The following is a 13,627-nucleotide window of genomic DNA, read 5'->3' on the forward strand; positions in this document are numbered from 1 at the left end:
AATCACCCTGAGCCGGCGGTCAGATCGTGCCCCTGCCGGCCCTTTCCGCCGCAGCATCTCCTCCGGCGCGGGTGTGGTGCCTGCCCATCGGGACCATGAGCGGCTTGCCCGAAATCGGGTCGGTGATGATCTGGCATTCGAGCCCGAAGGTGGCGCGCACGGCCTCCTCGGTGAGGACCTCGTCGGCGGCGCCCGATGCGTGGAGGCCGCCGTTGGCCAATGCGATCAGGTGGTCGGCGTAGCGGGCGGCCAGGTTCAGGTCGTGCAGGACGATCACGATCGTCGTACCGCGCGAGCGGTTCAGGTCCGTGAGCAGGTCCAGCACCTCGATTTGGTGGCTCACGTCCAGGAACGTCGTGGGCTCGTCGAGCAGCAGCAGATCGGTTTGCTGGGCGAGCACCATGGCGATCCACACGCGCTGTCGCTGACCGCCGGAGAGTTCGTCCACGGCGCGGTCTGCCAGCTCCGTCGTCGAGGTCGCCTCCAGGGCCGCCGCGACGGCCGCATCGTCCTCCTTGCTCCAGCGAGACAGAATGCCCTGGTGCGGGTGGCGCCCGCGGCCGACGAGTTCGGTCACCGTGATGCCCTCCGGGGCGAGCGGCGACTGGGGCAACAGGCCCATTCGGCGGGCCAGCTCCTTGGCGGGCATGCGGTGCACGAGCTTGCCCTCCAGCAGCACCCGGCCCGCCTGCGGGGCCAGCAAGCGGGACATCGAGCGCAGCAGCGTCGACTTGCCGCAAGCGTTCGCTCCGACGATCACGGTGATCTCGCCAGGAGGGATCACCAGGTCCAGCGAGCTGATGACCGAGCGATCGCCGTAGCCGATGGTCAGCTCATCCACCGCGAGGCCGTGGGTGGTGGTCACAGCGATCCTCCAGCACGATTGGTGCGAACGATGAGGTAGATCAGGTAGGGGGCCCCGAGCGCGCCGGTGACGACGCCGACGGGGTATCGAGCGCCCAGCAGGAACTGACCGCTGAAATCCGCCAGCAGCACGAGCAGCGCTCCGACCAGTGCCGCGGGGATCAGCAGCGAACCACTCGGTCCGACGAGCCTGGCGGCGATCGGGCCGGAGAGGAACGCGACGAACGCGATCGGGCCGGTGGCGGCCGTCGCGAACGAGATCAGCCCGACCGCGCAGACGATCACGACCACCCTGGTGAGGTTGAGGCGCACGCCGAGCGCCGCGGCGACGTCGTCGCCGAGCTGCATGGTGGCGAGACGACGGGTCTGGGCCAACAGCAGCGGTCCCAGCACGATCACGGCGCACGAGACGGGGACGACGTCGGACCAGGAGACGCCGTTGAGGCTGCCGGTCAGCCACCGCAGTGCCTGCTGGAGGTCCCATTCCCCGGCCTCGCTGAGCACCCAGCTGATCGTGCTGTCCAGCATCGCCGCGATTCCGATGCCGACCAGGATCAGCCGGGTTCCGGCGACTCCGCCGCGGTAGGACAGCAGGTAGATGAGCAGTGCGACGCCGAGTCCCGCGGCGATGGCGAACACCTCGATGGCGGCGCCGGAGAGGGAGAGCGACACGATCGCGAACGCCGCGGCGGCGCTGGCGCCCGCGCTCACGCCGATCAGGTCGGGGCTGGCCAGCGGGTTGCGCAACATGGTCTGGAAGGTCACGCCGCCCAGGCCGAAGCAGAGTCCGACGAGCGTCGCCAGCACTGCGCGCGGCAGTCGCAGCCGTCCCACGGTGAACGACGCCCCCGGCACCCGCTCCCCGAGGATCACGGCGATCACGTCACCCGGAGGGTAGAACCGCTGGCCGATCATCAGCGACACCGCCGCGGACACGAGAATCAGCGCGACGAGCACCGCGATCACGATTCGGCGGCGACGGGACCGGGCGACCCTGGTGCGGATCACGAGATCGACGGTCGAGGGGGCGCTGGAGAGGGCGGTGGCGTTCACAGGGCTCGGACTTTCTGCCGGCGGACGATCCAGACGAAGAACGGCGCCCCGACAAGCGCGGTGATGATGCCCACGTCGATCTCCTCGGGCCTGGCCACGAGACGGCCGACGACGTCGGCGAACGTCAGCAGCACCGCTCCCCCCAGCGCGGAGAACGGGAGCAGCCAGCGGTGGTCGACCCCGATCAGCAGCCTGCACAGATGCGGGATGACCAGGCCGACGAACCCGATGGGGCCCGCCGCCGCGGTAGCCGCGCCGCACAGCACGACAGCGCCGAGCGCAGCGCCGGCGCGGATCAGCGCGACGCGCTCGCCGAGCCCGGCAGCCAGGTCATCGCCCAGCGCCAGGGAGTTCAGGCCGCGTGCGGTGAGCAGGCAGATCACCATCCCGACCACCAGGAACGGCAGCACTTGCCCGATCCGCTCGAAGGACGCACCGCCGACACCACCGACCTGCCAGGACCGGAAGGTGGACGCGACGTCGTTGCGCGCCAGGACGACCGCGTTGATCAGCGCGGCGAGCGCCGCCGAAGTCACCGCCCCCGCGAGGGCGAGTTTGAGCGGGGTCGGACCGCCGCGACCGAGGGAGCCGACGGCGTAGACGAACACCGCGGCCGCCGCCGCACCGAAAATGGCGACCCAGACGTGGGAAGCGGCGCTGACCAGGCCGAACGAGACCATGCCGGTGACGATCGCCAGCGAGGCGCCCAGGTTCACCCCCAGGATTCCGGGGTCCGCGAGCGGGTTGCGCGTCACCCCCTGCATGACCGTCCCGGCCATGGCGAGCGCCGCGCCGACGAGGACTGCCAGCAGGGTGCGCGGAACGCGTTGCGCGACTGCAGCTTCCGCCAGCGTCCCGTCCGCGCCGCGCACACCGGAGAGGACGTCGGCGGCGGAGACACCGCGCGCACCGACGACGACCGACGCGATCACGGCCGCGAACAGGACGGCCAGCACGGCGAGCAGCCAGACGGCCCGCACACGACCTGAGCGTCCCGCGCTCCCCGCCGCCAGGGTCGTCTGGTCGGTCGTCTCGCTCACTTGACCCGATCAGCGGCCGCTGCGAGCTTGCTCGCGTACTCGTCCAGCACCCACGGCACCGACATCGGCGTCGGATTGGCCGCGGTTCCCGATGGCGAGCTGCCGGGCAGCATGACGATCGAGCCGTTGGACACGGCGCGCATCTTGGACAACAGCGGATTGGCGGCCAGTGCGCGTCCGACCTCCTCGTCCCCGTAGCCGACGACGATGTCCACGTCGTCGAACACGTCGATCTGCTCGGCGCTCTGCCGGAGGGCGAACTTGTCGGTGGTCGCCGACGCCTCCGCGATGCTGCCCGGCGTGCGCATGCCGAGATCTTCGAAGAACCGCGTGCGGGTGTCGTGCGTGGTGTAGTACCCGATCTGGCTCAGGTCCGTCGTGTCGAAGTGGGTCATGAACATCGTCGATTTCGACTGGAGCTGCGGGTACTTCGCCTTGACGTCGGCGATCTGCTGCTCGATGTCCGCGATCAGCCGCTGACCATCCGCGGATCGGCCGATCGCCTTGCTGCCCAGCGTGATGCTGTCGCGCCAGGAGGTCGCCCACGCGGATTCGGGGTAGGCGACCACCGGGGCGATCTCGCTGAGGGTCGCGTACTCCTCCTGCGTGAGCCCGGAGTACGGCGCGAGGATCACGTCCGGCCGCGTGTCGGACACCGCTTCGAAGTCGATGCCGTCCGTCTCGTCGAACAGCACCGGCGGCTCGGCGTTCATCTCGTCCAGCTTGGCCTCGACCCACGGCAGCAGACCGTCGCCGTCGTCGTCGCCGAAATTGGCCTTCGCCATGCCGACGGGCACGATTCCCAGCGCCAGGGGCACTTCGTGGTTGGCCCACGCCACGGTGGCGATCCGCGCCGGCTTCTCGTTGATCGTGGTGGAGCCGAACGCGTGCTTGATCGTGACCGGGAACGCGTCCCCGGCGACCGTGTCCGGAGCAGTGTCGTTCCCGCTCGTGGACGAACAAGCGCTGAGCGCCATCGCAGCGACGGCCGCGACGACGGCGGTCCGCAGGAGGCGTGGACGCATGCGAAGAACCCCTTTCGTCGAGCCCCGAGCCCAGGCGGCGGTAACGCACGCGGAACCACCTCGGAGCCGCAGGACGGACGCACACCGACCCGATCAGTATGCTTAGGCTAACCTAAAGCTAGAGCATGATTGTTCGTCCGGACAGATCGGGCGCTGTGATCTGAGACCGACATCGGAGGCGCGGCCACGACCACCCCTGCATCGGCGGCCTGCGGCTCGATGTCTCCGTCAGGCAAGCCTCTCCACGATGTTGGTGGTCGCCTCGGCGAGGAGGGCCTCGTTGTACTCGGCGTCCTTCGCGGCCCTGCTGGACATGATGGAGATGACGAGCGGCTCGCCGTTCGGGGGCCGCACGACTGCGATGTCGTTGGCCGTGCCGTAGTCGCCCGTCCCGGTCTTGCCGGCGGCCGTCCAGCCCGGTGGCAAGCCGGCCCGGATGCGCTTGGCGCCGGTGACGCTGCGCTCCAGCAGGTCGAGGAGGAAGGCGCGCTTGTCGGTCGGCAGGGCGTCGCCCAGCACGATGCGGTGGAAGTCGGTGCCGATCGCGCGGGGAGAGGTGGTGTCGCGGGGGTCGCCGGGGGTGGCTTCGGTGATCATCGGTTCAACTCGGTCCATTCTGGTGACCGTGTCGCCAAGGCTTCGCGTGTACGCCGTCAGTTCGGCCGGGCCGCCGAGGTCGCGGAGCAGGAGGTTGCCGGCGGTGCCGTCGCTGAAGCGGACCGCGGCGTCGCACAGCTGGCGGATGGTCATCCCGGTGGCCAGGTGCTTGCTGGTGATCCTCGCGCTCTTCATGAGGTCGGCTTCGGTGTAGGTGACAAGTGTGTCCAAATGGGACAGTGGATTGCGGTGCAGCACGGCCGCCGACGCCAGTGCCTTGAACGTCGAGCAGAACGGGAACCGCTCGTCGGCCCGGTGGGCGATAGCGGTGCCGGTGCCGGTGGCGAGGGCATAGACCCCGAGGCGTGCGTCGAACTTTCGCTCCAACGCGAGGAGGTCGCCGTCGGTCGGCGGGAGAGCGGATGCGGACGTCGTCGGTGGAGCGGTGGGGCTTGAGGGCGGGTTCGCCATCGGTGCGCTTTGAGCACACCCAGCCACCGGTAGGAGTGCGATCGTGCTGAGAAGAGCGCGACGGGAGATGGATCGTTGCACGAGGTTCCGTTCGGATTCGCTTTGCACCCGATCAATCTTGCAGGACTGCAACCACCACTGGTGATCTCGGCCCCTGCACGCCGTCAGGGGCTGATGGGGGAACCGCGTCTGCGGGGTGAAGTGGGGGAGCGACATGCCGAAGTGCTCGGTGCAGGGCGGATACACCGCCGAGGACGGAACCGGGCGGGGCATGTGGGCCGTCTTGGGATGTCTGCGCGGCCGGTGCGCGCGGAGGGCATGACCTTCGCGATGGCTTCCAGCTGTGCCGGCGAGCACGCGCTGCGATGCCGGCGATGCGTTCGGCGGCGTCGCGGTAGCGTTCGGCGATCCGACTGCGCTCACCGGGTGCTGGGCCTGAAGATCCACCGGAGCGTCCCGGAGAAGGCGCTGTCAGAGGTCGACGGTGAGGCCGGACGAGAGCGCGCGGGAGACGCAGCAGTACATGCGACCGGGCGGCGCGCCGATGTCGTCGCGATGCTCCGGCTCCCCGTCGATGACGACGATCTCGCAACTGCCGCAAACCCCTTCGCGGCAGCCGGACGGTATCCGATACCCCGCGTGGTTCAGCGCGTTCAACATGGACTCCTCCAGGCCGACCTGCACGCTTCGTCCTGATCGGACGCAGTGCACTTCGAACGGCTTGTTGGGCGCGAACTCCTTGACTGCCGGACGGAAACGCTCGATGTGCAGCCGCTGCGCGGAGAAAGCCGCCTCGGCCGCGTCGAGCATCGACGCAGGGCCGCAGCAGTACACCAGCGCTCGAGGGCTCAGCGCGGCCGCCAGCGCAGCGAAATCCGGCCTGCCGTGCTCCTCGGTGGCGTGGATGCGCACCCGATCGCCGTGGGCAGTTCGGAGTTCGTCGGCGAAAGGCATGGTGGCCGCCGCCCTGCCCACGTACACCAACGTCGCCGAGGCTCCCGCTTCGACCGCCGCCGTCAGCATCGGCACGATGGGGGTGATGCCGATCCCTCCGGCGAGGAACAGGTACTCCGGTGCGGGCAGCAAGGGGAAGTTGTTCCGTGGCACCGAGACTTCGAGCGCGCGGCCCGTGCGCAGGAACAGGTGGACGTACTCCGAGCCGCCCCGGCTGAGCCGGTCGTGGCGGACGGCGACGCGGTAGCTGTCGCGGTCGGCCGGGTTCCCGCACAGCGAGTACTGCCGGGTCAGCCAGTTGGGCAGTGCCAGATCGACGTGTGCGCCCGGTTCCCAGGGCGCCAGCGGGCCCTCGGCGCCGCGCAGGACGAGCGAGACGACGCCCTCGGCGACCGGCTCCACGTGGTCGAGAATTGTTCGCTGCATCAAGCGGATCCCCTCAGTACAGCTGCCGGTAGCCGGCTTCGAGCATGTTCTCCAGCGCCGCCGGATCGACGTCGACCCCCATCTGCTCGGCGGCCATCTCACCCGCCGACGGCAACTCCTCGGCCAGGGCCTGACTCGTGGGATCCCACAGCCGAGACCGGATCAGCGCGCGTCCGCAGTGGAAGAAGACCTCTGCCACCTCCACGACGAGCGCCAGCTCCGCGTCCTTGCCCTCGGTCTGCATCCGGGCGAGCACGTCCGGTTCGTCGGTGGGATACGCACGACCGTTGACGCGCAACACCTCCCGCACCCCGGGGACGACGAACATCAGCCCGATCCCGTCGTTCTCGGCGAGATTGCGGAACGAGTCGGCCAGCTTGTTGCCCGGCCGGTCGGGAATCGCGAGCGTGCGCTCGTCGAGCACCTTGACGAACCCCGGGTAGTCGCCGCGCGGTGAGCAGTCCGGCAGGCCGGTCGCATCCGACGTGGCCATCGCCAGGAACGGGGAATGGGCGATGAAACGGCGAAAGTGCCGGTCGATGCGGTCGTGGACCTTGGCCTTGATCAGGGCCTCGGGCTCCCCGAGCCGGGCGCGGACCTCCTCGAAGGAGACCCGGCGCGGGCGAGTCTCGCTGACGCGATCAGTGCTGGTCATGGCACAATTATGAGCAATCATTCGGTTTGTGCGCTACTCGCTTTCGCGCCGGTTCGCAGGGGGTGCCATGACGTTGGAGCAGCGCCGGCTCCAGCCGCGCAAACAGCCGCGCCAGGTCCGGGCCGAGCTGACCCGGCAGCGCATCCTCACCGCGGCTGCTCACATTTTCGCGGAGCACGGCTACGCCGCCGGTACCACGAACCGGATCGCCGAGCGGGCGCGGATCTCGATCGGCTCGCTGTACCAGTACTACCCGAACAAGGACGCGATCCTGGCCGAGCTGCTGACCCGCCACCTCGACGGCGACCGGGCGGCCGCGACGCTCCGCCAGTACGAGGACCTGCCGGAGTCGCTCGAGGACATCGTCCGGGCGTTCGTGCGAGTGGTGATCGAAAACCATCTCGACGACCCGCAGCTGCTGCGGATCATGATCGAGCAGGCGCCCCGCTCCGACGAGTTGCTGGAGCGGGTCACCCGGCACGAGTGGGAGATAGTCGGTGGCCTGCGGGATCTGCTCGACCGCCACGCGGAGGTCCGGGTCCGGGACAAGGACACGGCCGCCCGGCTCGTGGCGTCCACTGTGGAGCTGACCGTGCACCAGCTCATCGCCGCGCCCGGCTCCATCGACACCACGCGGCTGGAGAACGAGCTCGTGGCGATGATCACCGGCTACCTGCGCGCGAGCCGGTGAATGTCCGGCCTCAGCGGATTCCGTCGACGTCTCATTGGCCGGGACCGGAGCTGTTGCCGGAACGGCGACGAGGCGATGATCCCGCTCGACATCCAATGAGCGTTTTCATCCTGATTGGTCCGTAGCCGCGGGTCGCAAAGCCGCATGTCGATGGGTGTTGCATGCGCCGCAGGCGCATAACCCACCTACGACACTCGCACCGCCGCGGGTTCTCAGCGTTCGCCTGCTGGGCACGCATCTGATCGAGATCCACGGTGACACGGCCGTTGCGACCTGCAAGGCTCGCGTCTTCCACTACGGTGCAGGCGCGCGATCCTCGCTGCCACCGTACGAATGCTTCGGTGTGTACCGCGACCACCTGCGCCGCGAATCCGTGGGCTGGCGCATCGACGACCGGATCTTCGACGTGCACCTCGCCATCGGCGACATAGAAGTCCTGCAACCCGCCTGATGCCGGCTGTCACCCGCCGTGGACGCATCGGCCGGTGTCCAAGGCCACCGCGACGCTTCGCGGCCGGAACGCAGAGAGGGCCCCGTCGGGGCCCTCTCCTCACGCCTGCGGAACTTGCTTCCGCGGTAGTTCTACCGCCAGGTAGACCACGAGGCCCACCAGCAGGCCGACCACCGCGTCCGAGAACGACGGCGCGACCACGTGCACGAGCAGCGCGACCGCCGCACCTGCCGCCCACGCGATGAACGCCGTCGGGCGGAACCTGGTCTCGGCACGGCCGGCCAGGCGGCCGCGGAGGATGATCTGGTCCGCGATGAGCACCGCTCCCAGCGGCGGCACCAGGACGCCGAGGATCGACAGCCAGTTCACGAAGTAGTCCCAGGCTCCGAGCAGCGCCACGAGCACGCCGATCACGCCGAGGACCAGGGTGAGCAGCCGCATCTTGGAGCGGACCAGGTGCGACCAGCCCAGCGCCCCGTTGTAGAGGCAGTGGGTGCAGACCGAACCCAGGTTGATCACCACGAACACGACGACGAGCACGTTGAGGACCGGGCTTCCCACGCCGGTGAGGATCGGCGTGAAGTCACCACCCGCCGTTTCGGCCGAGGCGATCGCGCCGGCGGCGACGAGTATGCCGCCGCTGAGCTGCGCGACGAGGCTCGCCACGGGGAACGCCGTGGCCGTGGCCCACACGGCTTGGCGGCCGTTCTTCGACCACCGGGTGAAGTCGGCCGTCATGGTGCCGGAGTCGGCGAAGGTCGCCATGATCGTGGTGACCGCCACCCCGAACGTCATGGCGCCACCGCCGGTCCCGTGGAATTCGGTGATCTGCCCGAAGTCGCCGTTGCTCGCCGCGACGACCATGGCGGTCCCGGCCGCGATGATGAACAGCGGCGCCGCGATCGCCCCGAGCCAGGAGAGCGCCTTGATGCCGAGGTAGGTCACGGCGATGAAGACGACGCCGGCCGCGCCGGCCACGAGGGTCTCGTTCCAGCCGAACGCCTCGTTGAGGCTCGCCCCGGTCGCGCCCGTGTTGAAGGCGAACCAGCCGACGACCACTGTGGACAGGAAGCCGGAGGCGATCGCGTACCCGGCGGTTCCGAACGTCTCGGTCGCCTGGAGCGAGAAGCTCTTGCCGGTCTGCCCGGCCCGGTAGCTGAGCAGGCTGACGTAGGCGAACATGATGACGTTGGCCACCAGGATCGCGGCCAGTCCTTGCCAGAAGCCGAGCAGGGCGACCACGAGGCCACCGGGCACGGCGTTGGTCAGGATCATGGGGAATCCGAACCAGACGGCCGAAACCGTCAGGAGCGACTTCCGGTGGGACGGTGGAACCGGGCTGTGCTCGAACTCTGACTCGAGTTCGATGCCGGTGTGGGCATCTTGCGCTGTTCCCGATGGTTTTGTCATGTCCGCGGTATCAGTTTTCTGTGCGGGGGAACTGCTGGGCGAACTTCTCGGCGAGCGCGATGATCGCCTTCTCGAAGACCTCGGCCGGCGGGTTGGTGATGCCGGCGCCGATCATGCCGATGCCGGCTTCCTTGTGCGCGATGGCGGTGTTGATGACCGGCAGGATCCCGGTGTCGAGCACCTTGCGGACGTCGATCGCGGTGGGCAGCCCCTGGAAGCCCAGCGACGGGATCGTCAGGTTCGGGTTCTCGGCCGTGGTGATCTGGCCCATGTCCCGGGTGTAGGCGACGGCCTCCTCGACGGTGCCGCCGACCAGGGCGACGATCGCCGGGGCGGCCGCCATCGCGAAGCCGCCGAAGCCGCAGGTCTCGCTGATGGCGGAGTCGCCGATGTCGAGACCGGCGTCCTCGGGCTGGTACCCGGCGAACATCGGGCCGACGACCTTCTGGGCCGGGCCGGTGAGCCAGTGGTTGCCGGGCAGGCCGCTCACCCGCAGCCCGAACTCGACCCCGTTGCGCGCCATCGTGGTGACCACTGTGGAGCCTTCGATGCCGTGCGCGGCGTCCATCGCGGCCTTCGCCATCGCCAGCCAGGTCGGGCCGGAGAAGTAGTCGGAGCTCGCGATGAAGTCGAAGACCTCCTTCTTCTGCTCCGTGGTGAAGCTCGTGCGCAGCAGCGACGGCGCCAGCGCCTGGAACAGCAGCAGGGTTCCGGCGTTGTTGCGGTTGTGCGCCTCGTCGCCCATGTGCAGCGCCTGCGCCAGCAGCAGGCGCAGGTCGATCGGCCCGCCGATCTCCATCGCCTCCTTGAGCATCGGGCCGAGCACGTCGCGCATCCAGATCAGGCGCTCGACGACGCTCTCGTCGTTGGCGCCCATCCGGAGGATCTTGGCCATCTGCTCCGACAGGTTGGTGTAGGAGTAGTTGCCGTGCGTCTCGTTGTGCACGATGTGCATGTACATCGACGCGGAGGTGACGCCCGCCATCGAGCCGACGCAGTCGTGCTCGTGGCACGGCGAGAAGTCGATCCGCCCGGATGCGGCGACCCGCTCCGCCTCCGCCAGGTCCGCGGCGAGCCCCTCGAACACGAGCGCGCCCAGCACGGCGCCCTTCATCGGGCCGGACATCCGCTCGAACTCGATCGGCGGGCCGGCGTGGATGATGGTGGTCGGCGTCATCCCGGGAACGACGTCGATGGCCCGGCCGAAGCCGACGAGCATCGGCTTGGCGTTCATGACCCGGTCGGCCGCCTCGGCGTTCGCCTCCTCGATCTTGGCGGCGATCTCGGGGCGCTCCAGCAGATCGAGGGCGGCGATCACCTCGGGCTTCCCGTTGCCGGGCGGAGTCCAGTCGAGCGTCGTGACGGCGCCGCCCTGCGCCGCGATGTCGTCGGCGAACATCGCCAGGCCGACGTTGATGACGTTCAGCTCGCTGCCGAACAGCTGCGTGGTGGGCGTGCTCATGCGTTGGCGTCCTTCCGGATGATGGCGCGGGCGAACTGCCCGGTTTCGGTGCTGCTGCGGGTGACGGTGACCCCGGCGGCTTCGAGGGCGGCCACCTGCGCGGCCAGCGACGGCGTGTCGATGTCGGTGCCGAGCACGTACCCGACGATCTCCAGGTGACGGCCGGCGTCGGCGGCGATCCGCTTGGCCTCGGCGATGGCCGGCAGGGTGACGCCGACCGGGTCCTCGTGCGCGCCGAAGCCGAGCACGAAGTCCATGACGATCACGGCGACGGCCGGATCCGCGGCCTCCCGGACCAGGCGCTCCAGCCGCAGCGACGGGTCGATCATCGGGTGCGGGCGGCCGTTGGTGAACTCGTCGTCGCCGAAGTCCAGGAACGTGTGGCCGGTGCTGGCGTCCGCGGCGCGCAGGACGAAGTCCGCGTTCTTCTGGATGTTGCTGAAGACCTCTTCGCCGTCGTCGAGCAGCGCGTACATCGACTCGTCGCACAGCGTGCCGCCGCAGAACAGGCCGCGCACGAAGCGCTGATCCGCGCCGAGCTCGCCGCGCACCTCGGCCACGCGAGCGGTGTCGAGCTCCGGCACCACCGCGTCCGGGACGGCCGAGAGACGGACCGCCTGCAGCGCGGCGTCCTGGCTGCTCGACGCGAAGTGGCCCCCGGCGGCGGTCACGGCCTGCTCGGAACCGCCGATGAAGTACACGACGACGGGCTTACCGGCCGTCGCGATCTCCGCGAGGACCTTCTTCTCCACCTCGGGCGCCGGGGGCTTGGACACCAGCACGATGGCCTCGGTCCGCGGGTCCTGGGCGAGGGCGCGGATGCCGTCGATCATCATGATGCCGCCGACCTCGGCGGACAGGTCGCGCCCGCCGGTGCCGATGAGCTGCGAGATCCCGCCGCCGAGGGCGTGGATGCGCACGCTCACCTCCTGCGAACCCGTGCCGGAGGCGGCGACGATGCCGATCGTGCCGGGGCGGACCGCGTTGGCGAAGCAGAGCCCGACGTTGTTGATGATGGCGGTGCCGCAGTCGGGGCCCATCATCAGCAGGCCCTTGCGGTGGGCCAGGGTCTTCAGCTCGATCTCGTCCTCGACGCTGACGTTGTCGCTGAACATCATCACGTGCAGGTCGTTCTCCAGCGCCTTGCGCGCCTCACGCGCCGCGTACGCGCCGTTCACCGCGAGGATCGCGAGGTTCGCGCCCGGCTCCCCGGCCGCCGCCGAGGCGATCGTGCGATAGGTGATCGCCGTCTCGCCGCCGGCCGGCGCCTTGCGGGTGAGCAGGTCCTCGATCTGGGCGATCACGTCGTCGGTGGCCACCCCGCCGGCGGTCACGGCGACGATCACGAGGTCGCCGTTGCCCGCGGCCGCCAGCTCCGGGGTGAGCAGGTCGAGGTTCTTCAGCACCCCCTTGTTCATCTCGGTCGCCATCGCCACGAAGGCCTGCTCCACCCCGTCGATCTTGTTCGCCTTCGTCGAGATCGACATCAGCGACACCGAGTCGAAGTAGGTGTTCTCCTTGATCAATGCCGTGACAGTCACATGAAACCTCTCAGTTCTTCTTCCAGGCGGAGTCCGGCCAGCAGGCCGGACAGGATGTCGGTTCCGGATGTGTGGCCGATGCCCAGCACCGGTTTGGCATGGATCCGAAGTCGCTCCTCCAGGTGCCCGTCGCCGCACGGGTCGGGAAGGAGCAGAACGGGCAGGAGTTCGAGCAGGCATTGCCGTGCGCGCCCGCGAAGTGCCTCGCGCAGCGTGGTGCGGCTCAGGAGCGTGGTCCGCTCCGGGCCTTCGTCGAGGACCCGTCCGATGACGGGAGCGATCCAGGACAGGCGGCTGCGCGGCTGCGCCGCCAGCAGGGCCATGCCGGTGAGGAAGTCGTCGCCGGCCGGGGTCAACCCGGGTCCGAGGCCGAGCAGGCTCGTCGCGGCGCCGGCCACGCCCGCGGCATCCCCGCGGCGAATGGCGGCGACCAGCGCGGTGCACGCCTGCGCCAGGCAGTTCCGGATCTCGGCCTCGAAAGCCGTGAGCGCCTCGCCGGCTCCTCCCTTGCCGCCGTGAACGTCGAGCAGCGCGGCGAGTGCCTTCGCACGTCGCCCCAGTTCGTCATGCCCGATATCGACCGGAACGCAATTTGTATACCATTTGGCCGCTTCGACTAGCCGGACGACCCGAGGCGCACGGCCCGCGAACGCGATCGCCGCCGAGGACAGCCGGACGTCATCGCCCGCGGAGAGCCGCCATTCCGTCCAATGTGGAACGTCGACGCGCACGCTCCAGGGCGCGTCGTCCAGCCCGTCCGCGCACAGCGCAACGAGCTTGTTGCTGTCGGATAGCACGTTTACCACGCGCTCGAAGACCGAATGCACGCGGCCGGGCCCGAGGTTCGCGGCGAGGTGGTCGGCTGCCTCCGCGTCGATCGAGAGCGCGCCCGCAGTGGTACGGAGCATGAGTATCGGGATCACCCCTGCTTGCTTTTCGGAGTCGCCGGGCCGCACAGCCTTCCACAAATGGTATACCATTATCAAT

12 protein-coding genes and 1 pseudogene are annotated in these 13,627 nt (G+C 69.3%); 2 read left to right on the forward strand and 11 right to left on the reverse strand.

Features of this window, described 5'->3' with window-relative positions; all coding sequences use genetic code 11:
• Positions 1 to 19 precede the first annotated feature (19 nt).
• The 7 genes from AC07EQ_RS20950 to AC07EQ_RS20980 all read right to left on the reverse strand — a co-directional run bounded on the left by AC07EQ_RS20950 (position 20) and on the right by AC07EQ_RS20980 (position 7,085).
• Positions 20 to 865: an ABC transporter ATP-binding protein gene (locus AC07EQ_RS20950; RefSeq protein WP_478389593.1), complete on the reverse strand. Its 846-nt coding sequence runs from the start codon at positions 863 to 865 to the stop codon at positions 20 to 22.
• The gene (locus tag AC07EQ_RS20955; protein ID WP_478389594.1) at positions 862 to 1,917 is read right to left on the reverse strand and encodes a FecCD family ABC transporter permease; all 1,056 of its coding nucleotides are present in this window, start codon (positions 1,915 to 1,917) and stop codon (positions 862 to 864) included. Before AC07EQ_RS20955 ends, AC07EQ_RS20950 begins: the two co-directional genes overlap by 4 nt.
• Positions 1,914 to 2,957, reverse strand: a complete 1,044-nt coding sequence (locus tag AC07EQ_RS20960) for a FecCD family ABC transporter permease (protein WP_478389595.1) — start codon at positions 2,955 to 2,957, stop codon at positions 1,914 to 1,916. The genes AC07EQ_RS20955 and AC07EQ_RS20960 overlap by 4 nt, the downstream gene beginning before the upstream one ends.
• On the reverse strand, positions 2,954 to 3,982 hold the full coding sequence (locus AC07EQ_RS20965) for an iron-siderophore ABC transporter substrate-binding protein (protein ID WP_478389596.1): 1,029 nt from the start codon (positions 3,980 to 3,982) through the stop codon (positions 2,954 to 2,956). Before AC07EQ_RS20965 ends, AC07EQ_RS20960 begins: the two co-directional genes overlap by 4 nt.
• Before the next feature lie 228 nt (positions 3,983 to 4,210).
• Complete coding sequence (gene bla, locus AC07EQ_RS20970; protein WP_478389597.1) at positions 4,211 to 5,158, reverse strand: class A beta-lactamase; 948 nt, start codon at positions 5,156 to 5,158, stop codon at positions 4,211 to 4,213.
• A 363-nt stretch (positions 5,159 to 5,521) separates the two neighbouring features.
• Positions 5,522 to 6,430, reverse strand: a complete 909-nt coding sequence (locus tag AC07EQ_RS20975; RefSeq protein ID WP_478389598.1) for a PDR/VanB family oxidoreductase — start codon at positions 6,428 to 6,430, stop codon at positions 5,522 to 5,524.
• Between the two features lie 13 nt (positions 6,431 to 6,443).
• The gene (locus tag AC07EQ_RS20980; RefSeq protein WP_478389599.1) at positions 6,444 to 7,085 is read right to left on the reverse strand and encodes an MSMEG_1061 family FMN-dependent PPOX-type flavoprotein; all 642 of its coding nucleotides are present in this window, start codon (positions 7,083 to 7,085) and stop codon (positions 6,444 to 6,446) included.
• 67 nt (positions 7,086 to 7,152) lie between these two features.
• Here AC07EQ_RS20980 and AC07EQ_RS20985 point away from each other — a divergent pair, with 67 nt between their 5' ends.
• Positions 7,153 to 7,776 carry a TetR/AcrR family transcriptional regulator gene (locus AC07EQ_RS20985; protein ID WP_478389600.1) on the forward strand — a complete coding sequence of 208 codons (624 nt, stop codon included), beginning with the start codon at positions 7,153 to 7,155 and terminating at the stop codon, positions 7,774 to 7,776.
• A gap of 130 nt (positions 7,777 to 7,906) precedes the next feature.
• Positions 7,907 to 8,227, forward strand: a pseudogene (locus tag AC07EQ_RS20990) (nuclear transport factor 2 family protein); the annotation flags it as partial.
• Between the two features lie 99 nt (positions 8,228 to 8,326).
• Here the strand turns inward: AC07EQ_RS20990 and AC07EQ_RS20995 are convergent.
• Genes AC07EQ_RS20995 through AC07EQ_RS21010 form a run of 4 tightly spaced genes read right to left on the reverse strand, consistent with a single transcriptional unit; the run spans position 8,327 to position 13,596 of the window.
• A complete protein-coding gene (locus AC07EQ_RS20995) occupies positions 8,327 to 9,637 on the reverse strand; it encodes a cytosine permease (protein ID WP_478389601.1) in 1,311 nt (436 codons plus the stop codon).
• Between the two features lie 10 nt (positions 9,638 to 9,647).
• Positions 9,648 to 11,099: a YlbE family protein gene (locus AC07EQ_RS21000; protein ID WP_478389602.1), complete on the reverse strand. Its 1,452-nt coding sequence runs from the start codon at positions 11,097 to 11,099 to the stop codon at positions 9,648 to 9,650.
• Positions 11,096 to 12,640 (reverse strand): acyl-CoA synthetase FdrA, encoded by a 1,545-nt coding sequence (gene fdrA, locus AC07EQ_RS21005; protein WP_478389603.1) that lies wholly within the window; start codon positions 12,638 to 12,640, stop codon positions 11,096 to 11,098. The genes AC07EQ_RS21000 and fdrA overlap by 4 nt, the downstream gene beginning before the upstream one ends.
• Positions 12,637 to 13,596, reverse strand: a complete 960-nt coding sequence (locus AC07EQ_RS21010) for an oxamate carbamoyltransferase subunit AllH family protein (protein WP_478389604.1) — start codon at positions 13,594 to 13,596, stop codon at positions 12,637 to 12,639. The genes fdrA and AC07EQ_RS21010 overlap by 4 nt, the downstream gene beginning before the upstream one ends.
• Positions 13,597 to 13,627 lie beyond the last annotated feature (31 nt).

This window comes from Saccharopolyspora sp. NPDC045839 (genome assembly GCF_056431645.1).